Here is a 20,951-nt window from a genome sequence, read left to right on the forward strand (position 1 = left end):
ACCCTCAAAGTCCACGGTAATGCCGGAGATCAGGTGATACTGGAAGGCAACTGGGTCGATGGCGGCAGCCACGGCTTTTATCACACCTATACGCAGGACGATGCAGTGCTGCTGGTGGGCATGAATATGGAAGCGGTTCTGGCGTAGGGAGTATTCTTATCAATTCGGTAAACGTTAAAGAAATCCGGTCGAGAGAGTTGCTGACTGGATTTCTAATTACTGTACGATTCGAGATTTAGCGAGTTAAAGGGATTTTATGACCAAGGATATGAGCAAGCTCGATAAAGTCGTTCTCGAAGCGCGCCGCAATGCGGAAAAGCGTGCGCAGGGCTACCGCGAGCAGGCGCTCAAACTGTTTCCATGGGTGTGTGGGCGGTGTGCCCGGGTATTTGATCATAAAAATCTGCAACTGCTCGAGGTTCATCACAAGAACAGCAATCATGACGATAATCCGCCCGACGGCAGCAACTGGGAACTGCTGTGCACGTACTGTCATGAGCATGAGCATTCCAAACTGAAGGATGCGATGGGACGAACCGGTCATGCGCAGCATCATGATGCGGCGACCTTCAGTCCTTTTGCCAATCTGAAGGATATACTGAAGAAAAAATAATTCTTCGAGCGCTTTTCCTTTTCACTCGACATTTATCCTCTCGGCACAATTGCTGCTTGGCGTTGTGCTCATTTAGTGAGATCATTCAATCTACTGTCGGCAAATTCTTACGTATTCAGAGGGGAATGATGGAAACTTCACATGTATGGCGTTTTTTCCGCTCGGGCGGATTTGATCAAGTGCGCTTGGAAACCGGCGCTGATTTGAAAGCATTGAGCGCGCTCGATCCCAAGTTGTGGGTGGCGTTGAGCTGTCCGACCGATCATCTCGAGTTCGACAAAAAAACACTTGAGTTCATCGATGCCGACGGCGATGGCCATATCCGCGTGCCGGAGATCGTCGCGGCAGTTAGTTGGGTCGTTGCTGTACTGAAGCATGCCGAGGATATCATACAGGGCGCGGATGTCTTGCCGTTGAGTGCCATTAATGACAGCACCCTCGAAGGGGCCCTTCTGCTGACATCGGCCAAGCAGATTCTGAAGAATATCGACAAAAAAGACGCCGAGGTCATCAGTGTTGAGGATACCGCCGATTTAAACCGGATTTTTGCCAGCACTCAGTTCAACGGCGACGGCATCGTTCCGGCTACTGCGGCATCCGAAGCCGATACGCGGGCTGTGATCGAAGACATTATTGCCTGTCTCGGAGCGGATGAAGACCGATCCGGCCTGCCCGGCATTTCGGAACCCAAGGTCGAACAGTTTTTTGCCGAAGCCGGCGCATATTCGGCGTGGTGGCAGGAAGCGGAGCAGGATGCCGCCCACGTGCTATTGCTCGGCAGAAAGACCGAAGCAGCGAAAGCAGCGTTCGATGCGATCAAGGCCAAGGTCGATGATTACTTCATTCGTTGCCGTTTGGCCGAGTTCGATCAGCGCGCGGGAGAGCCGTTGAATCCGGCGTTGTCAGACTATGAAGCGCTGGCGAAAACCGATCTGTCCAACCAATCCGAACAATTGACGGCATTGCCCATCGCCAAAATTGAGGCTAAAAAAGATCTGCCGCTCGACGAAGGCACCAATCCAGCCTGGACGGCTGCGGTCGCTGAATTCAAGCACAGCGTCGTCACGCCGCTGCTCGGGGAAAAACAAGCGTTGAGCGCGGAAGAATGGCAGCACTTGTGTGACCGGTTTGCTGCGCACCAGGCGTGGTTGGATGTCAAGCAGGGCGCATTGGTCGAGGTTTTTGGGATCGACCGCGTCCGCGAAATTCTGGCAGGCGGTTATCATGAAAAAATCCTCGCGTTGATACATAAGGACACCTCATACGCCGGCGCTGCGGATGCGATCAATTCGGTAGAAAAATTGATTCGTTATCACCAGCATCTGTTTCAGCTATTGAATAATTACGTTTCTTTCCGCGATTTTTATACTCGCCGTGATAAGGCGATTTTTCAGGCGGGATCGCTTTACCTGGATGGACGGAGCTGTGATTTCTGCCTGCGCGTGACCGACATGGATAAGCACAGCGGTATGGCCAACCTGAGCGGCACGTATCTGGCGTATTGCGAATGCAAGCGCCGTGGTGGGGATGAGAAAATCATCATCGCGGCGGCGTTCACCAATGGCGATGCGGATAATTTGATGGTTGGCCGCAACGGCATTTTCTATGACCGGAATGGCCAGGATTGGGATGCGACCATCATCAAGATCATTGAACATCCCATCAGCGTGCGGCAAGCTTTCTGGTATCCGTATAAACGGATCGGCAAAATGATCGGCGAGCAAGTCGAGAAAATGGCGAGCGCGCGCGAAAAATCAGTGCACGACCAAGCGGCCGCCGGTATTTCGGATGTGTCTCAGAAGGCGGAAGCCGGCAAAGCGCCCGCAGCGGCGCCGTTTGATGTCGGCAAATTTGCCGGGATTTTTGCCGCGATCGGCTTGGCGATCGGCGCCATCGGTACGGCGATTGCGTCGGTGGTCACCGGTTTTCTGGGCCTGATATGGTGGCAGATGCCGCTCACGATTGTCGGCTTGATCCTGTTGATATCCGGGCCTTCGGTGTTGCTTGCCTTTCTCAAACTCCGCAAGCGCAATTTAGCGCCGTTGCTGGATGGTAATGGCTGGGCGATCAATACCCGCGCGATCATCAACATTCCATTTGGCACGTCGCTTACTCACATGGCTGCGCTACCGCCAGGTGCAAAACGCTCTATGGCCGATCCGTATGCGGAAAAGAAAAGCCCGTGGAAATCGTATCTCTTCCTATTGCTATTACTCGGCGGTCTTGCCTATTTGTGGCATGGCGGTTATTTGCATCAGGGGATGATCGACGAGCTGCGCCAGCAGTTTTCTGCCATTACCGGTAGCGCAACGACGAAAGAGGCTGAAAGCCCTGGTGTAAAAGAAGCGCCGCCAGTTGAAAAGGACGCTGTAGCAAAAGATCCGAAAGCGGCGAATGCTGCTGAACCACCTGCGGCGGAAGCGCCGGAAAAAACACCTGAACCTGTGTCGCCGCCACCGGCACAAGCACCAGCACCGGCTGCGGCGCCTTCGGTGGCAGCCCCGCCAGCCAAGCCTGCGCCGAAGCCTTGATGACGAGGCAAATCCCGGCATGAATGGTGCGTGACGCGGATCGTTGTGTGCGGAGGCAGGAAGGAGAAGCAGGCCGAACAGGGCGGACAGCGGCAATGATTGAACTCGACGTCGTTGATTGAAATCGACAAGCCGATATAATGAGGCTTTCACATCCTCTGGAGTCTAGTCATGGTTAAAATAACGGATGTCACTGGAATCGGCCCCGTCGCAGCCAAGGCACTTTTCGAACATAACATCAAAACCGTCGAGGCATTGGTTGCCATGAGTCTCGATGATTTAAAGAAGATTCATGGATTCAATGAATTGCGTGCTCGTTCGGTTAAGAAATCCGCCGCCGAGTGTTTACAGCAGGCCGCCAGGCAATCGGCGATTGCTGTGAAAAATGTGCCGACCCCGCTCAAAAAAGCAACGGTCAAGAAACCGGTCATGAAAAAAACGTCACCGGTAGCACAGCAGGCTGTAGAGCCGGTTGTCGCGAGCAATGCGGAAAGCAAAAAGAAAGATAAAGATAAAGCCAAAACAAAGATAAAAGATCAGGATAAAAAGAAGAAAGACAAGAAAAAAGATAAAGATAAAAAGAAAAGCGGCAAGAAAAAGGGCAAAGGAAAAAAGTAGCCAGCACTCCATGATTGATGATAGTTCATTCATGGCTAAAAGAATGTTCTAAAAAATAGCCAGTGCAGTAATTTTCTCGGGTTTTTGCAAGCCAGCCGATTGCCCTGGCCGCGGGAATATCGATCCCTGCTGATTTTGCTGATTCACAACATCGATGTATCAATTTGCAGAGTATCAATGGTATGACGTCTCCTATGGATGAATCCTATGCGGCTGTGGATCTGGGTTCGAACAGCTTTCACATGATCGTCGCGAATCTGGTCGATGGACATTTGCAAGTCATCGACCGGTTGAAGGAAATGGTCAGATTGGCTTCGGGGTTGAACGATCAACAAGAATTGTCGGAGGAATCCACGCAGCAAGCACTGGAATGTTTGCAGCGATTCGGCCAGCGCATCAAGGAAATCCCCCATGTCAATGTCCGTGCCGTAGGTACCAATACCTTGCGCGAGGCCAGAAACGGCCATATTTTTCTATCCCAGGCTCATCATGCGCTCGGACATCCGATTGAAATCATCGCCGGACGCGAAGAAGCCCGACTGATCTATTCTGGCGTTGCCCATAGTCTCTATGATGAAGACAGTCAACGGCTGGTCATCGATATCGGCGGCGGCAGCACCGAGCTGATCATCGGACGGAGATTCGACACCTATTGCACCGAAAGCCTGTACATGGGGTGCGTCAACGTAGGTCAGCGCTTTTTTGAGGATGGCAAGATCAAAGCCAAGCGGATGCGCAAAGCCATGTTATTCGCAATGCAGGAATTGGAATCATTAGAAACAACCTATAAAAAAGTCGGCTGGGATAGAGCACTGGGTTCTTCCGGCACCATACTTGCGATCCGCGATGTGGTCCAGACGCAGGGATGGTGCGACGCCGGCATCACTGCTGCAGCGTTGCAAAAATTGCTGGAAGCGTTGCTTACAATCGGTGACAGCGCATTAATCGATTTCGCCGGTCTACCGGAACGGAGGAAGCCGGTCTTTGCCAGTGGCGTAGCTATTCTGAGCGGTATTTTCGAAGCACTGAATCTGGACAGGATAGATGTGTCCGAAGGCGCATTGCGCGAGGGCTTATTGTATGACCTGATCGGTCGGGTTCATAATGAGGATATCCGCGATCAGACGATGATGGCGCTGAGTCAGCGCTACAATGTCGACATCGATCAGGCGGACCGCGTCAGAGCGACTGCGGAACATTTGTTCCATCAGGTAAAAACCGACTGGGAATTGAATGAAAAGGCCGACTTGAAATTGCTGGTGTGGGGGGCGCTCATTCATGAAATCGGCTTATCGGTAGCGCATAATCAATACCACCGGCATGGTGCCTATCTGACGGCGAACTCGGATTTGGCCGGTTTTTCCCGGCAGGATCAAACGAAGCTGGCCATGTTGGTGCGCAGCCACCGGCGCAAATTTCCGCTGGAGGAATTTGCATTGATCAACAATACTCAGAAAATTTCGGTCACAAGGCTGTGCATCTTGCTGAGATTGGCAGTGGTATTGCACCGGAGTCGATCTAGCCGCGATCTGCCGGAGATACGCATCAGCGTGAACAAGAATCGCATCAACCTCGATTTTCCATCGGGCTGGCTTGATGACCATCCGCTCACCCTGGTGGATTTATCAACCGAGCAAGATTTTCTGAACGCTGCTGATGTTAAGCTGGTTTTTGATTAGCTTTTGAGGAACGATCAGCGCTTCCTTAGGGAAAATCACAATAATGTTCCAGCAGCACCTGTTGTGCCGAGCGCGGCTTGGTGGAGCCAGGCTTTAAGTGTTTGTACGAGCCGTCGCTTTGCAATTGCCAGGCTTGGGTGTTATCGGAAAGATAACTGAGCAGGCCGTATTTGAATACGGTATCGCTGGTGCGCTTTTCTTCGATCGGGAAGCATACTTCGACGCGGTAGTGCAGATTGCGGGTCATCCAGTCGGCACTGGAACAGAATACCAGCGCATCGCCATCGTTATGAAAATAATAGACGCGCGTGTGCTCCAGGAAACGGCCGACGATGGAGCGCACCGTGATGTTGTCCGATATTCCTTTCAGGCCGGGACGCAGGCAACAGATGCCCCGAATGATCAAGTCGATCTTGACGCCCGCTTGTGAGGCGCGGTAGAGCGCCGCGATGATTTCCGGATCGACCAGCGCGTTCATCTTGGCGATGATCCATGCTTTTTTTCCGTCGGTCGCAGCGGCAATTTCTTTCTCGATATGACTGAGTATGCCCTTATGCAACGTGAATGGGGATTGCAACAGCTTCTTGAGTTTACCCGCGCGGCCCAATCCGGTCAGTTGATGGAACAATTTGTTGACATCTTCACCGATGGCCTTATCGCAGGTCAGGAGACCGTAATCGGTATAGACGCGAGCGGTTCGCGCGTGATAATTGCCGGTTCCCAAATGCACATAACGGCGCAATGTGCGCCCTTCTCGTCGCACCACCAGGATCATTTTTGCGTGTGTTTTGTAATTGACCACGCCATAGACCACGTGCGCTCCCGCGTGTTGTAATTCGCTGGCCAGTTCGATATTGGCTTCTTCGTCGAAGCGTGCGCGCAATTCGATCACGACGGTGACTTCTTTTCCAGACCGGGCGGCGCCCTTCAGGATTTCAACCACGGCGGAATCGGTGCCGGTGCGGTACAGTGTTTGTTTGATCGACAGCACATTCGGATCGGCAGCGGCCTGGCGCAGGAAATCAACGACCGGCGCAAATGATTGAAACGGATGATGCAATAAAATGTCGCCATTATGCAGCGCGTCAAAAATATTCAGATTTTTGAGCAAGCGCCGCGGAATGTCGGGCGTGAATCCGGCGAATTTCAGCTCCGGGCGGTCGACCAGATCGCAAATGGCGAGCAGGCGTCCCAGATTGACGGGACCGGTCACCTGATATAGATCGTTTTGCTGTAATTCGAATTTTTGCAACAGAAAATGGCTCAGGCTGTCGGGGCAATTGTCCGCCACTTCCAAGCGCACGGCATCGCTGAATCGTCGTGACGGCAGTTCGCCCTCGAGTGCGCGCAGCAAATCGTCGATTTCCTCATCGTCGATGAACAGATCGCTATCGCGCGTGACCTTGAATTGGTAACACCCAGTCACACTCATGCCGGGAAACAGATCGCTGACATGAGCATGGATGATCGATGACAGCATCACGAAGTCATGATTGCCGGCGCTGTATTTTGACGGGATATGAATGACTCTGGGCAGCGAGCGCGGCGCCTGGACGATGGCCAGTCCGGAATCCCGTCCGAAAGCGTCTTTTCCTTCGAGTGAGATGATGAAATACAGGTTCTTGTTCAGCACCCGTGGAAATGGATGGGCTGGATCCAGGCCGATCGGGCTCAGCACCGGCAATACTTCGTTCTTGAAGTAGCGATGGATCCAGCGTGTGGTTTGAGGTTTCCATTGCGAGCGGCGCAGCAATCGGATCTTGTCTTTCGCCAATGCCGGGATGATCATGTCATTCCAGACACTGTATTGCTCGACGACGAACTGATGGGCGATTTCGCTGATTCGCGCCAGCACTTCGGTGGGAGACATATTGTCGGCGCCGGTTTGGATCGAGCCGTATTTGACCTGTTGTTTCAAGCCGGCCACGCGGATTTCGAAGAATTCATCGAGATTGGTGCTGGCGATGCAGAGAAAACGCAATCTCTCCAATAAGGGTAGGCTTTCGTCCTTGGCCTGTTCGATGACGCGCCGGTTGAATTCAAGCAGACTCAATTCGCGATTGATATACAGCGTCGGGTTTTTTAAATCACTCGTATCCATGGCTGGCGGCTAGCGGATATAGGCTGCAGAAAAATGAAATAGCATGGATTCTAGCCTAGTTTGCGGTTCGACTGATTCTTTATGGAGACGGTGTCTGTATTTTGCGACACTGAGATGGTTCAGGAAAAGCCAGTGCTTGGCTGCGCTCAATCTTTACGGGCGTTTGGGGGTCAACCTCAGCAGTTTTCCATCCTGTTCATCCGTCAACAGATACAGCGCGCCTTCCGGGCCTTGCTCGACATCGCGGAAACGCGCGGTGTTCGTCAGTAATTGTTCTTCCCCGAGTATTTTGTCGTTTTCGGACGTCAAACGGACGATGTGTTGACCGGCCAGTGCGCCTATGAAGATATTGCTGCGCCATCCTGCGAACAGGTTACCGGTATAGAACACCATGCCGGACGGTGCGATCGATGGCGTCCAGTAATAGATGGGTTCTTCGAAACCCTGTTCGGCGTGTTCATCCTTGATCGGAATTCCCGAGTAATGACTGCCATAGCTGGCCTTGGGCCAACCATAGTTTTTTCCGGGTTTGGGGATATTGATTTCGTCGCCGCCTTTGGGGCCGTGCTCGTGAATCCACAGGTCGCCGGTTTTTGGATGGATGGCCGCGCCTTGCACGCTGCGATGTCCATACGACCAGATTTCCGGTTTTGCTTGTGAATTCTTGGCAAAAGGGTTGTCGGCAGGTACCGAACCGTCGGGACGTATGCGGATGATTTTGCCGAAATAATTGTCCAGCCGTTGGGCGTCTTCGGCATGCTCGCCGCGGTCACCCAAGGTGATGAACAGATTGCCATCGGGCGCAAATGCGAGCCGTGAGCCGAAATGAACGCCGCCGGTGGTTTTCGGTAATTGCCGGAAAATGACTTGCAGGTGTTGCAACTGGCCATTGACGAGCTTGGCGCGAGCGACGGCTGTGCTTGCTTTGGCGCCTTCAGGTTCGGCATAGGATAAATAAATAAAACGATTGGTCGCGAAGTCGGGATCCAATGCGACATCCAGCAAGCCGCCTTGCTTTTCATTAAAAACAGCCGGAACGCCCTTGATGGGTTCCGATATGCGGCCATCGGGTGAAATGATGCGCAATTGACCTATGCGTTCAGTGACTAATAGGCTTTTGTCCGGCATAAAGGCCATTCCCCACGGAAATTGCAGTCCTCTGGCAATCAATTCCACATCAAATTCAGTTTGAATTCGCTGTGACTGCGCGGCAAATGGAAGTGACAAGCTGAATGCGGCCGAGAGTAAGATGATTCTGAGCAATCGTTTCATGGCATGGATGGGGAAAATCGTTGCAGGTGTTTAAATGTATCATTCCTGTCCGCTCATCTCAACCTTGCTGGAGATTGCAGTCGGTTTGCTGTCAGGAAGCCGAGTAAGCGCTACAGAACCTGCAAGATGCGAAGAATATATTCTGCAGCCGGACGAGGCGCCAGATGATGATCGAACATTGCCGCATTGAGAAGGCCGAGTCGATGCGCATGCTGTGGATCGGTTGCGAGCTTCACCGCCTGATCCACCAATCGATCAGGGTCGCTGAAGCCGAATTGCTCGGTTAAATGAGGATGGGCTATCAGTAGCTCAGAATTATTCAGCAAGGGTTCACCGGCTGCCGGTATTCCCAACGCCATGGCCAGACTGAATTTGGATGAAATGCACCCTTCCATGCCCTGGGTATATATGACGACTTTCGAGCGTGCCAGTGTATCGAGGTAACCGGACTGGCTTAAGGGGCGGTGGTGGTGACGCGTAAAATTTTCCGGTAGCGCCGATTGGCTGGTAAACCCCATTTCGATGCTTAGATTGGTAATGCCGGCTAACATGTCCATGACGTGAAGGCGCTGTTGCATGATGGGTGCGTGGCGAGGCGCATGGCGGAAGCTCGTCACGTAAAAGATGTCGATGTCCTTTGGAGTGCTGCGATGCGCGATAATCTGATCGAGCGTCAGGAAGTTTTTGAGATCCCGCAGCCGGCGTCTCGCTGCCGCCAGATAACCCTGGTATGGCTGGCCATGACCCAGGCTGGGTCTATAACCGAACCAGACCGTGGGAAGTAAAAGGCGTTGGCTGAGCGAAAGCGGACGTGGTGGTCTGATTGGGAAGAACTGAGCGATGCTATGGATTTTTTGTTGATGCGCCGCCAGTGCAGGCGTTTGTCGGATGATCTGCAGGTTGTAGTTGACCTTGAAATACGCATCGGTGTATTGCAACAATGGCCAATGATATCCACCGGTTCGGTTTGGGATGTCGAGCGAATTGTCATCATGCGTGTCAATGCAGATATACCATGTTCGATTGCCTTGCTGGAGCTCGAACAACACCATGGAGAATAACAGGTGTTGCCACTCGCGGTTCTGAACAGCAGATCTCAACCGCGCCGGCAGTGAATGTGCGATCTGCATGCGTACGCCATGCGTTTTTCGCAGTTCATGGAAACCGTTCAGGTAATAACTGGCGTAATACGCTTGCGATGTATCGTAGAAAATAACATGAGGTATGCTCATTTCCAGCAGCCTGGCATCAATGTTCCGATGCGCCGAGTATTGATCAAGCTACCCAATCGGTTACGATATGACGCAATGATCCCAGCGCGGTGACCTGCTTTTCTGCACCAGCCTGATACCAATAGTCGAGCCGTTCACGGGCCGCACGCACCTCCTCCTTTAGATTCAGGCTGCGATAATCCGGCGAATAGAACACTCGCGAAACTAGTGCGCGGGTTGCACCCAGACGCGGATATTGTGCGTAGATTAAATCTCCCGGGATAGGCAAACGGTTGTCGTTGATTCGACCAATACCGGCAAAGCCGAACGGAATTCCCACGGTCAACATGGTATCCGCCAGCATATCCAGCAGACCCGACGTGAGCACCTCAAAATGATTCGAAAGTTTCATGTCGAGATAGAGATCGTTCAATCCGAAGTGGATTTCGTTGATGCCCGGCAGCCGGATGATTTCGCGCAATCGCATCGCTGCGGTGGCGGTTTCTACCAATAAGGACACTTGCGCGCGTCCATTGACCAGCTCTATGAAGGTGGCTGCTTCCTTTACCGTCCGGAACATGGGCAGCATCAGCACATCAACGCCCTGATCCAACAGATAGTTGATTTCGTTGCGGGAGCCGGCATGGATCGGATTGGTGCGCGTGAATAATGCCGCCCGGGTCAGTTGATCCCGGATGGTTTGCAGTTCATAGCTTTGATGATTGGAAATCCATGTTTTGCTGGCATCTTGGCGGTATTCTTTACCTATCCTTTCCAAATCCAAGCCGATCCGATTGATGCCCGCATCGTTTGCGGCTTGAGCCAGGCCGGGATCGTTGGTAAATAAGGTCAAAACAAAATCACTGCCGTAGCTCATACATTACCTCGTGTGCTGAAATTATGAGTGTTATCGGCAGATTAAGGTTCAAGATGAGCAAATGATCAGAAACGGTAGGGAATGTTATCAGTATCAAAAGGCAGTCGCCATTCATCGGGATCCGCATAATTGTAAGGGCGGTCGAAATAATTGATGAAACTGCTTTCGCTGGAGTCAATATTCTGCAGTCCATGCCAAATTCCTGGAGGAATGGTCGTCAATGTCGGCCGCATGCGGCTGAGGTAAAGGACATTGAGTTCTCCGCGCGTGCTTGAATCCGGACGGTCGTCGTAGAGCACCAGCTTAATGGATCCATTGATCACAAAGAACGTATCCATTTGCTGCTCATGCATGTGCCAAGCACTGATTGCGCCGCCGCGCAGGTTGACGTGAATCATATGACGTATCTGATCCGGGCCGACTGCCCATTCCGGGCGATATAGCTCGGTCGTGATGCCATTGCGGGTGATGATGTTCGGGATTTCTTTTTGAGTTACGCCTTGCAGCAGCGTACGTGTCGGTTTGCCATCCCTCGTTACTGTTTGCTGGTCTTTTTTGGCATTCTTCAGCATTGCTGAGCTCTCCACAAGAGTGTTGAAAAATTACGGCTTGATTAAACAGCGAGTTATATGTCATGTTTCACTATAACTAAATAATCAACGGCCAGTTTCTGAGGATTTTAAGAATTTTCAGAGTGAAAAGAATTCATTAAAAAATGCTTTTATCTGCCTGAATCGGAAATGATTGTGAGTTGGGGTAAGTCGGCATGGGTGGAGTTGACTGATGGAAAAACATCGACGGAAAGAATTTCCGTGAGGAGACGACCTTCATGCTGCGACCCATCCAATCGAATATTCATCGATTGGATGGGGGATGGAAATAGTTATTCTATCGATCTATCAACTCAAAACGCTGACGTCATCCCAACCGATCTGATCGGGTTGCACGCCCACGAGCGTGATGGATACATCCGAGCCGAAATTGACGATGAAATTCTGACCATCATGATGACTCTCGGTAATGTAACTGGCCAGGTGCTCGCGGGAAGTCAATCCCAGGCCGGTATCAAATACCAGCATGTCGCCTTCATGCGATCGAAAATCGTCAATGCGCAAGTGACTTGCTTCACGGAAAATGAAATCGTCTGCGCCTTGACCACCATGGCAATCCTCTCCTCCGCGAACTGCGAGGAAGTCATCACCACTCGTGCCGAAATAGCTGAGGTTACCGGTATATTTCGGAATTACGCCATTTCCGCCATTCGGTGAAACTTGCCATTGTTCAGAAATCCGCGAGAATAGTCCGTCGCCGTCAGAGTCGGAGTAGCGGGTGATTTCTGTTCCAAATGGCTTGATCTCTGTGCGGATCACGTCAGAACCATCAACCGTGTAAGATTTCTTGCCATGGTCGGTAAGAGATTCCGCTTCCCAGACCCCGTCATCCAGTTCAAAAACAGCTGTCACTTGACCATTGGCAATGTCAAATTTGAAAATTTTGTGACCTCCCGAAGAATTGTCGTCACCACTGCGGTCATCATTGCGGCGACCTCCATGATCGTCATTAAGATCGTGATTTGGGCCATCGTCATTGCTTGAACTCATTTTGTTTTCTCCTTGATGTAATTCATGTGATTGTATCTGAAGATTTTATCGGATTCTAAAGCTGCAAATAACGAACTTCAAAATCCCTTAACACGCTAGATCATCATCAGTTGTTAAATTATTCTTGCATGTTAGAGAGAATTTTATGCGGGAAAATTTCCCATGTCAATTGTTTTGTGGAAAATTTTCACACGTTTATAGCCTTATTTTTTATATCTTAATATAAGCAATTATTTTTATGATGCTTTTTAATAAAAAGATTAGAATGCTACTAAGCGAACTCGTACGCCGCCGAACATATTGAGCGGCGGGCCGGGTTCAAAATAACGGCCGAGCGCGGCGTTGATTCGAGTGCTGGCGTTATAATGTGCATCGAAGAGATTATTGATGCCAAAAAACACCGAACCTTCAATCCCATTTCGTTTCATTTCCCAACCCAGCAATAATTGCCCTAAGTTGTATGCCTGATTGGCTGCGGTATTGGCATCATCGACAAAAAATTCCCCGACACGCTGAACATGCATCTGGCTGAAAAACCCCCAAGGATGCGCGTAGCGTACCAATCCTTCCCAGCGATGAGTGGGAATGCCGGGGAAAATATTGCCTTTTAGATTGGCGTCGTTGACGATATATTTTTCGAATTCGAAATTGGAAAAGGTATAGCTGATTTCACCGCGCAATCCTTTCCATTCGGGCGTGGCCAAACGTGTTTCTACGCCGATGCGGCGCGACTGTCCGGTATTGCGGAAAAAGGCCCGGCCAGGCGATGAAGCGAGTTCGAATGGCGTAATCTCGTCCCAGGTGCGGATGAAAAATACCGCAGTATCGTATCGAAATCCAGCTGCATTGCCGCGAAAACCTAGTTCGCTGCTGAGTGAGGTTTGTGGATTTAACCGGGGATTGAAACCGCCGGTTCCTGAAGGATTGTTGATCAACTCAGTCGTGGTAGGGGCCTCGAATACCGACGCAATATGAGTATAGGCCTGATGCTTTTCTGAGAAGTGATACACCAGTCCGGCTGAGCCGCTGGCTTGCGATACCGTCCGGATACCCGACTGATTTCCATCGGATTTGAAAATATCATTGACCTGATAATGCAACCAATCCCAGCGACCGCCCACAACCACATCAAGATTGTCCTTCACGTTCCATTCATTACGGAAAAATGGCCCGATGCTTTGGACGCGCTCGATCTGACTCAAATTCAGCGCCCCGCGTCTGCCGAAGTTATTGTCGAAGCGTTGCCGGTCATCGCTTTGTATCCCATAATCCACGCCAATCAGAAACCGGTTGGGCCGATGGAATAGAGTATGATCATTGACGAACTGCAGCATCACACCGCCTACCCAGCGATCGAACTGAACTTGGCCGCCGTCAAAAAAAGCCTGCCGATTCTGGAAATCCCGATGCAATAAATAGCTGGTCGCAGTAAGTTCCTTGCCAGCCGAAAATCGACTGCGAAAGCGCATGCCGACCTCTTCCTGGCGGATTTCTTCGCCGGCGTTGAATTGTACATTACGCGCCGAGGCTTGACGACGATTCGTCTGCACTTCCGCGCTGGTCAGTGCTCCCGGATCCTTTGAGAGGGGCGAATAAAATTCGCGGAATACCACCATCAGATCAGAATCGGCACTTGTGCGGAAATTCAGCTTCGCCTGGGAGAAAATGTTTTGCATCGCACTGTGATCGCGCCAACCATCTTGTTGCAAATGTGAGCCAAAGACGCTGTAGCCCACATTTCCACGGCTGCCGCCCATGAATAACTCCGACTTCAGATAGTCGTATTGACCGAATACTTGCCGCGGCATGATCACGAACGTTTCCTTGGGCGCCTCGCGCGTCGTGATATCGATCATGCCTCCCGATGCATTGCCATATAGCGATGCCGATGGGCCGCGCAAAATATCCATGCGTTCAATCAGCGAAGGGTCGATCGAATCCAGCTGCGTTTGCCCATCGGGCAAGGTTTGCGGAATACCGTCGACGCGCATCTGAATGCCGCGGACGCCGAATGCCGATCGTGCGCCAAAGCCGCGAATGGCGATGCGCAGATCCTGCGTAAAATTGAATTGATTCTGGAAAAAGACGCCTGGTGTTCCACGCGCAAACTCATCCAATGTTGCACCCGGTTGAAAGCCCTGTTGTGGATCGCGCATAATTTGCGTGATACTGTTTGGAATCTGTGTCGGCGAACGCTCACTGCGAGTGGCGGTAATGTTGATAGGGTCGAGAATGACCGGATTCTTCAGAGTGGATTGCTGCGCCAAGGCGGAATCAAGCAGCAGAAAAAAACTGCTGAATATAACGACACAGCTGGCTGGAAAATATTTATCGCTGAGGAAACGATGAAGGCTTGTGCCTGATGAAATGATAACAAACGACATGCGATGCAATGAATTCCTGGGCTGGCGGGAAATAGGCGTGTTTGATGATACCGGATACCGGCACTCGTTTCATGGTGATGACGCTTTTGTGCAATGAGAATCCAATGAAGATGACGAGAGGACATAACTGATAGTTGAACGCATGATGCACTCGGAAAACATCCATTCGTCCTCTGTTTATATCCAAAATCGCATTGTCTTGCTCGGCGCGAGCAATCTGACCTTGTCGCTGCGGCTGGTCATTCATTTGATGCAACGGCGCTTGGGCGGCCCGAGTGAGATTTTGGCGGCGGTCGGACATGGGCGCGCGTATGGGGTATTTAGCCAAGCGCTTGGGCGCGGACTGCCCGGAATTGCGGCGTGCGGGCTGTGGCAATACCTGCATTCGGTGACAGCGCGTCCAACCATGGCGTTGCTGACCGATATCGGCAATGACATTCTGTATGGATTACCGCCTGAGCAGATTCTGCGGTCGGTGGAGTGGTGTATCGGCCAATTGCGGAAACAGTCGGCGCAGGTTGTCGTGACCAATCTGCCGATCGCATCCATCGAACAACTCTCCGAGCGGCGCTATACTTTTTTCCGCAGGATGTTCTATCCCTCCAGTCAAATGTCGAGAGCGCAAACGCTGCACTGCGCTCATGCTGTGCATCAGGGGCTCACGGAAATGGCGTCGCGGCATCATTTTGAATTGTACGAGCAGAAACCAGTCTGGTTTGGCACGGATGGAATTCACGTAGGCTATCTGCAACGCAAGGCATTTTATCAGGACGTCGTACAGCGATTCTCCCCAACGCGCGCCCAATCTGATTCGAAAGTAAATGAAGTTATATTCCCGCCCAACTGGCAGTGGCGTTCCCAATTTGCATACAAAACCCTATTCGGACGTCCCATCCATCGCCAGCAGCCGAGTGGTCAACTCTCAGATGGTTCAAGTGTGTGCAAGTATTAGGTTGAATCGCATCATGAGGCGCAATGACGGCAACGAGCTGAAAGTACTCATCAGTTGTTGCGATCAACTCATCTTCATTTTCGATCACGGTACATGATCACCGTATAACGAATGCCCTGTTCGGTTCGATAGGCCTCCAAATCGAACGGATAAGCACCACGCGAGTCAAGTTTATCGGCGACGGCGTCAGCGTCCAAATCGTCATACCAGTTCCAATTACCGGTATCGAAACGTTCTGCCACCGCGGTGAAGAATCGTTCATTGCCTTCAAAAAAACCGCGTATGCGAACCGGCGTGGCGTTGTGTTTGCGTAATTGAGCCTCCAATTCTTTGGCAGTGACGCGCGTAAAGATGAACGAAGGCCCTGGGCGCTCTTCGACGATCGCTGCATACTTACGAACACCGTTCACGACATAGCTGGTGAAATCTGCGATGCGGCGCTGATCATTGCTTAATTGACTCAGTCCGGCTTCATCCAGATCGGTAGAGATCTTGAAAGCAGGGCCAGGTTCCTGGTGCAATACAACTGAAAAGTGAGGCTGTCCGTCCCTGTCTTCGGCCGTGATGGAAACCGGGTTTCCGCTACTGGGAAATGTTTTGGTTTCAAGTTCTGTGGATGATAGATTCTGCAGAACATGGCTTTCGCCACCGGCTTCTTGAAAAACGATAGCTGCAAAACGCCGGCCTTTCTCGCCGCTCGAAGAAGCATACGCGGAGATTCGAACCAGATGCGCGCCGGGAAATGGCAAATCATCCAGATGATGGGGCTGGATATCGTGCGACCAGAACCAGCTATCGGGTGGTTTGCGTGAGAATGGCATGGTGTTAGAACCTGTAGTGGAAGTTGGGGTATTTTTTACATTGAGGTCCGTGGTGCAGCCGCTGGTGATAAGCCCGGTGACTAAACTCACCAACCCTATTGAGAACATCATGAGGATAGTGCGATACATGATGATTCCTCCGATCCGAAAACCTGAATTGTATCAGCCGACATTCAGATTGCATCCATTGAAATTTCCATCCATGTGGTGCCGGGCACTTTTTCTATCGCGATGCGCGAAGCTTCGAGCCGGTATGTCAGGTAACCATGATGCCGTGGATCGGACAATACCGCAGGATTGAAAATGACATAATTTTCTCCACTTGGATGCCGTGCCGAAAAAGTTAATAGCCCCGGATGACCTTCGCGATGCATTCGCTGGCCGACGGATTGTGCGAATGTATAGTCCGTTTTGTGAATCAGGTCGGGGAAGCGGCGAGGAATGATCGGGCGAAAATCCAGCAACGCAGCTTTACACATCACGGTGTAGAGTTTGCGTTCACTGACGACGGAATGCTGCTCGAAGCCGGCATCGCTGATCAAACCGTGGTACCAGTGGTAAGCGGACTCATAAATAGTTGTTTCTTCGCTATGACTGCCGTACCAGACGCCGAATGAACCGTCGGAGAAGCGACTGACTTGCCAATGTCTGAACGGCCACGTAATCGCATTGAACCATTCCGCATCTTCGAAAGGCCGGTCAATGACGGGTGTATTCGAACGGTAAGGCGGCGGTTTCACTTCCGCTTCAACCCGTTGGGCCAGTAACCATTCTTCTGAATCAGCGCTCAGATCATCGAATAAATCCTGCGACACCCGCAATGAGACGATATTGCGGATGACATCGTGCCGAACGTCGATCAGGCCCAAACGAGAAAATAATTCCTTCATGCCGAAATATCAGACACCGCGAGCATGATCCAGGTAGGATCGAACCATCAACAAACCTGCGAAACCCCATTCCTTGATGACGTCCACCGGTGTCAGGTTGTCGAATGCTTTATTACGGGTCGACATCCAGCGATAGGCCAGTTCCCGGTTATTCGGAAACAATAAACGCAGATTTTTGTGAATACCCAGCAAATGGCCGACCCGTTCGTATTGATCCCGACTGGTGCCTATGGGTTCGCCTTTGCGATAGCGCGTCAGGGCGGTGCGATTGTTCGGGGCCAGACCCAATAATACCGCCTGGTCCTCGGTGGTCAATTTCCAATGATCCAGCAGCGTCATGACCATCTTGGCCAATGCGCCGCGATCGTGGCTAGTCATACTGAGTGGTTCCAGAACTGCGCTCATGATTTCTCCGTGAATGGCACGATCATTGATGAGAAGATAAAATTTTGTTACTAAAAATACAATATTTGTTATTTTAGTTAAGATTCGCTGGTTGATCAACGGTTCCCGACCTCAATTTCTTGAGGAAATGAAATTTCTTCGGTATGACTAATCGCACCTCGGCGTTGCGAGGTTGTTTGACAGCCTATGGTGCTTTCAGTATATTCAAGACAGATAATAGCAGTCATATTTTTCAATATCCTGCCCTGAAACTTTCTGTTTAATCGTATGCATATTGTTGTTACTGGAATGGGGATTGTTGCACCGATCGGCACCGGAATCGATCAGTTCTGGAATGCCGCTGTGAATGGTGTCAACGGAATCACCCGTATTCAAGGTTTTGATGCCTCTAGCCTGCATTCGCGCATAGCGGGTCAGATCACAGATTTCAATCCTGCCGATTTTTTATCACCCAAACAGATCGAACAAACCGACCGATTCACGCACTTGGCCATAAGCGCGGCGCAGCAGGCGCTGGCGGATGCCGGGGATCTGGAAAATTATTCGCCGCGGCGCTTGGGCGTCAGCCTGGGGTCGGGCATGGGCGGATTTGGAACATTCGAATCTTCTGTAACCCGCAAATTCCAGAATAAATCCATGCCGCCATTCACCGTTCCGCGCATCATGGCCAACTCCGCCGCTGCGTGGATCGCGACCAAATTCGGTTGGAAAGGAGCGAATCTGACCTGCAGCACCGCGTGTTCGTCGGCAGGCAATGCCATTGGCATGGCGCTCGACCTACTGCGCACCGGTAAAGCGGATGCCGTCATCGCTGGAGGAGCGGAAGCGTGCGTGTTGCCGCTCACGATGTCCGGTTTTGAAGCATTGCATGCGTTATCGACGGGTTTCAATGATGATCCTGCTCATGCTTCGCGACCGTTCGCGCAAGGCCGGGATGGATTCGTGATGGGTGAGGGTGCCGCCATATTAGTGCTGGAAAAGGAAGAGCAAGCGCTGCAGCGCGGCGCCCACATTTATGCCCGGTTGGCCGGTTATGGCTGTGCCTGTGATGCGGCGCATCTGGTCGCGCCGGACATCGATGGGCAGGTCGCGGCGATGCAAGCCGCGATTGAGGATGCCGGCATGACACCCGACCAGGTGGATTACATCAATGCGCATGCCACCTCCACACCGTTAGGCGATGTGATCGAAACCAAGGCGATCAAGCAATTGTTCGGAGAACGCGCTCAGGAAATCCCGATCAGCGCCACCAAATCAATGATCGGTCATACCATCGGCGCATCAGCGGCGATCGGCAGCATTGCCACCATCATGACGCTGCATACCGGTACGATACATCCCACGATCAATCTTGCAGAAGCGGATCCGGAATGTGATCTGAACTACACGCCCAATCAGGCGATCCGGAAAAATACGCGGGTTGGGGTATGCAATGCATTCGCATTCGGCGGCAACAACGCCAGCCTCGTTTTTACAACCCGTTAACCATAGGTGCACATCAGACATGGACACAGCAGAACTCGAAGCGAAAGTCATCGCATTCATTGCGTCGAAAGTTGAGAACATCGACACTTCCACAATTACCACTGCCTCAAAATTCGAAGAATTGGGATTCGACTCGCTCGATACCGTCCAGCTTCTATTCGATGCCGAGGAAACCTTTGGCGTCAATTTCGATGGCGATGAAGTCAAGGGACTGCGCAGCGTCGGCGACATCATCGATTACATCAGCAAGCATCCCCCCGAGGATCTGAAAAAATAGACATTGAGTTAATGTAGCATTTCATTTTATTTCTGGGTGCTAATTGCAATTTGCATGGAATCAATCCCACTCAAACCAAGATATCTTGACGCACTCAAGTTCCAAAAGGAAAAAACTTCACTTTCTATTAAAGTGACGTGCAACAAGTGTCAGTTGGAAAATTTTCTCTGTCACTACAGCAAAATTCTTGCGGTTGTGCAGAGGTCTTTAATATTTGAAATTAGATTATAAAATCATGGTTATGAAATAATACAGCCGCTATTATGCTGACCCGCCCATTCTGGAATCCCATTTGAATTGATACTAAATATGAAGGAATAATATAGATATTTTTAAACTGATAACTTGCGTACACATATTCTTTATCACACTGTTCGCATTCTAATAATCGAGGAACCTCATCGCTTTTAATAATATCGAAGCCATAGGATTCAAGCTGACGAATAGCATGTTCTTTCTCGATGCCCAACGGTATATACTTTTGTACCAACGAATCGAATCTAACTTCATCCAGAAATCTAACAGGTGGCTCTAGTTGTGCGATTTCTCTGACTAGAGGGCTTTGCTTAAAATAATTAATAGGAAAAGAAAGAATAATTAGAACAATCAATATACTCAACAAAGCGCTAATGACTTTCATGATAATTACTCCAGAATTTGAGGTCGTTTAAAATATTCCTGAAGCACCTCAACGCAGTCGGATAATGCGTCAGAGCCATTCGTGGCAAGCGCATCAGTGGATTTGATGGTGTTAACACCAAACATCGCGCGACCTGAATCTTTTGCCTCACCATCGTTGCGATCCAATATTAAAAAACTGTCATTGCTTAGACCCAACCCTTACTGGTTCTGATGGTTTTAATGCTATCAGCATTGCGATCGAACACTATCGCTGTGCCACCGTATCGATTATTTCAATGCCATCGCTGTCCAGATTTAGGATCTATGCGCGGCGAAAAAGGTGGGCCATTATATCTAGGCTTAAAATTCCTACAATAGTCGCACCTGAGAAACCATCACGATTAGCATAGATATTGACGTTGAGGGGTGTTCAAGAAAGCTGGAATTTGCCAGAATTGAGGCTGTTTACTGTGATATCTGGTGAATTAGATGAAGCCAAAGAAGAAAGAACGCAAACCAATTGATGATATTTTTCGGCTGCGGCTGGAGCAGATGCTGGATCAACGCCACGCGTTGTACCGTTTGGCTGGGAAGATAGGCTGGTCATTAGTGG

18 protein-coding genes are annotated in these 20,951 nt (G+C 50.8%); 7 read left to right on the forward strand and 11 right to left on the reverse strand.

What is annotated here, in order from left to right; all coding sequences use genetic code 11:
* Positions 1-256: 256 nt before the first annotated feature.
* The 4 genes from ABF87_RS14285 (at position 257) to ppx (ending at position 5,441) form a co-directional block, all read left to right on the forward strand.
* Complete coding sequence (locus ABF87_RS14285) at positions 257-613, forward strand: YajD family HNH nuclease (protein WP_160829792.1); 357 nt, start codon at positions 257-259, stop codon at positions 611-613.
* Positions 614-738: 125 nt separating this feature from the next.
* A complete protein-coding gene (locus ABF87_RS14290; RefSeq protein ID WP_240143706.1) occupies positions 739-3,144 on the forward strand; it encodes a hypothetical protein in 2,406 nt (801 codons plus the stop codon).
* Between the two features lie 171 nt (positions 3,145-3,315).
* Positions 3,316-3,762 carry a helix-hairpin-helix domain-containing protein gene (locus tag ABF87_RS14295; protein WP_160829793.1) on the forward strand — a complete coding sequence of 149 codons (447 nt, stop codon included), beginning with the start codon at positions 3,316-3,318 and terminating at the stop codon, positions 3,760-3,762.
* A gap of 182 nt (positions 3,763-3,944) precedes the next feature.
* Positions 3,945-5,441 carry an exopolyphosphatase gene (gene ppx / locus ABF87_RS14300; RefSeq protein ID WP_240143707.1) on the forward strand — a complete coding sequence of 499 codons (1,497 nt, stop codon included), beginning with the start codon at positions 3,945-3,947 and terminating at the stop codon, positions 5,439-5,441.
* 25 nt (positions 5,442-5,466) lie between these two features.
* On the opposite strand, the gene ppk1 is transcribed toward ppx, so the two are convergent.
* From ppk1 to ABF87_RS14335, 7 genes are all read right to left on the reverse strand, one after another.
* Positions 5,467-7,542, reverse strand: a complete 2,076-nt coding sequence (ppk1, locus tag ABF87_RS14305) for a polyphosphate kinase 1 (RefSeq protein ID WP_160829794.1) — start codon at positions 7,540-7,542, stop codon at positions 5,467-5,469.
* 153 nt (positions 7,543-7,695) lie between these two features.
* Positions 7,696-8,814 carry a PQQ-dependent sugar dehydrogenase gene (locus ABF87_RS14310; RefSeq protein WP_160829795.1) on the reverse strand — a complete coding sequence of 373 codons (1,119 nt, stop codon included), beginning with the start codon at positions 8,812-8,814 and terminating at the stop codon, positions 7,696-7,698.
* Positions 8,815-8,924: 110 nt separating this feature from the next.
* Positions 8,925-10,046, reverse strand: coding sequence for a hypothetical protein (locus ABF87_RS14315; protein ID WP_160829796.1), 1,122 nt, complete (start codon positions 10,044-10,046; stop codon positions 8,925-8,927).
* A 43-nt stretch (positions 10,047-10,089) separates the two neighbouring features.
* Positions 10,090-10,902 carry an aldolase/citrate lyase family protein gene (locus ABF87_RS14320; RefSeq protein WP_160829797.1) on the reverse strand — a complete coding sequence of 271 codons (813 nt, stop codon included), beginning with the start codon at positions 10,900-10,902 and terminating at the stop codon, positions 10,090-10,092.
* A gap of 65 nt (positions 10,903-10,967) precedes the next feature.
* Positions 10,968-11,474 (reverse strand): dTDP-4-dehydrorhamnose 3,5-epimerase family protein, encoded by a 507-nt coding sequence (locus ABF87_RS14325; RefSeq protein ID WP_160829798.1) that lies wholly within the window; start codon positions 11,472-11,474, stop codon positions 10,968-10,970.
* Between the two features lie 327 nt (positions 11,475-11,801).
* Complete coding sequence (locus ABF87_RS14330) at positions 11,802-12,503, reverse strand: hypothetical protein (protein WP_193568020.1); 702 nt, start codon at positions 12,501-12,503, stop codon at positions 11,802-11,804.
* A 260-nt stretch (positions 12,504-12,763) separates the two neighbouring features.
* A complete protein-coding gene (locus ABF87_RS14335) occupies positions 12,764-14,887 on the reverse strand; it encodes a TonB-dependent receptor (protein WP_160829799.1) in 2,124 nt (707 codons plus the stop codon).
* A 142-nt stretch (positions 14,888-15,029) separates the two neighbouring features.
* On the opposite strand from ABF87_RS14335, the gene ABF87_RS14340 reads away from it, so the two are divergent.
* Complete coding sequence (locus ABF87_RS14340; RefSeq protein ID WP_240143708.1) at positions 15,030-15,839, forward strand: hypothetical protein; 810 nt, start codon at positions 15,030-15,032, stop codon at positions 15,837-15,839.
* A 74-nt stretch (positions 15,840-15,913) separates the two neighbouring features.
* Here the strand turns inward: ABF87_RS14340 and ABF87_RS14345 are convergent, their stop codons facing one another.
* From ABF87_RS14345 to ABF87_RS14355, 3 genes are read right to left on the reverse strand one after another with little or no spacing between them, the layout of a single operon-like run.
* Positions 15,914-16,789 carry a hypothetical protein gene (locus tag ABF87_RS14345; protein WP_160829800.1) on the reverse strand — a complete coding sequence of 292 codons (876 nt, stop codon included), beginning with the start codon at positions 16,787-16,789 and terminating at the stop codon, positions 15,914-15,916.
* Between the two features lie 44 nt (positions 16,790-16,833).
* Positions 16,834-17,550, reverse strand: a complete 717-nt coding sequence (locus tag ABF87_RS14350; RefSeq protein WP_160829801.1) for an RES family NAD+ phosphorylase — start codon at positions 17,548-17,550, stop codon at positions 16,834-16,836.
* A 9-nt stretch (positions 17,551-17,559) separates the two neighbouring features.
* A complete protein-coding gene (locus ABF87_RS14355) occupies positions 17,560-17,928 on the reverse strand; it encodes an MbcA/ParS/Xre antitoxin family protein (protein ID WP_240143709.1) in 369 nt (122 codons plus the stop codon).
* A gap of 294 nt (positions 17,929-18,222) precedes the next feature.
* On the opposite strand from ABF87_RS14355, the gene fabF reads away from it, so the two are divergent.
* On the forward strand, positions 18,223-19,440 hold the full coding sequence (gene fabF / locus ABF87_RS14360; protein ID WP_160829803.1) for a beta-ketoacyl-ACP synthase II: 1,218 nt from the start codon (positions 18,223-18,225) through the stop codon (positions 19,438-19,440).
* A 19-nt stretch (positions 19,441-19,459) separates the two neighbouring features.
* Positions 19,460-19,717, forward strand: coding sequence for an acyl carrier protein (locus tag ABF87_RS14365; RefSeq protein ID WP_160829804.1), 258 nt, complete (start codon positions 19,460-19,462; stop codon positions 19,715-19,717).
* Between the two features lie 220 nt (positions 19,718-19,937).
* Here the strand turns inward: ABF87_RS14365 and ABF87_RS14370 are convergent, their stop codons facing one another.
* Entirely contained in the window at positions 19,938-20,357 is a 420-nt protein-coding gene (locus ABF87_RS14370; protein ID WP_160829805.1) for a hypothetical protein, read from the reverse strand.
* Between the last annotated feature and the right edge of the window lie 594 nt (positions 20,358-20,951).

This window comes from Nitrosomonas sp. JL21, assembly GCF_009833095.1.
Lineage (GTDB): Bacteria > Pseudomonadota > Gammaproteobacteria > Burkholderiales > Nitrosomonadaceae > Nitrosomonas.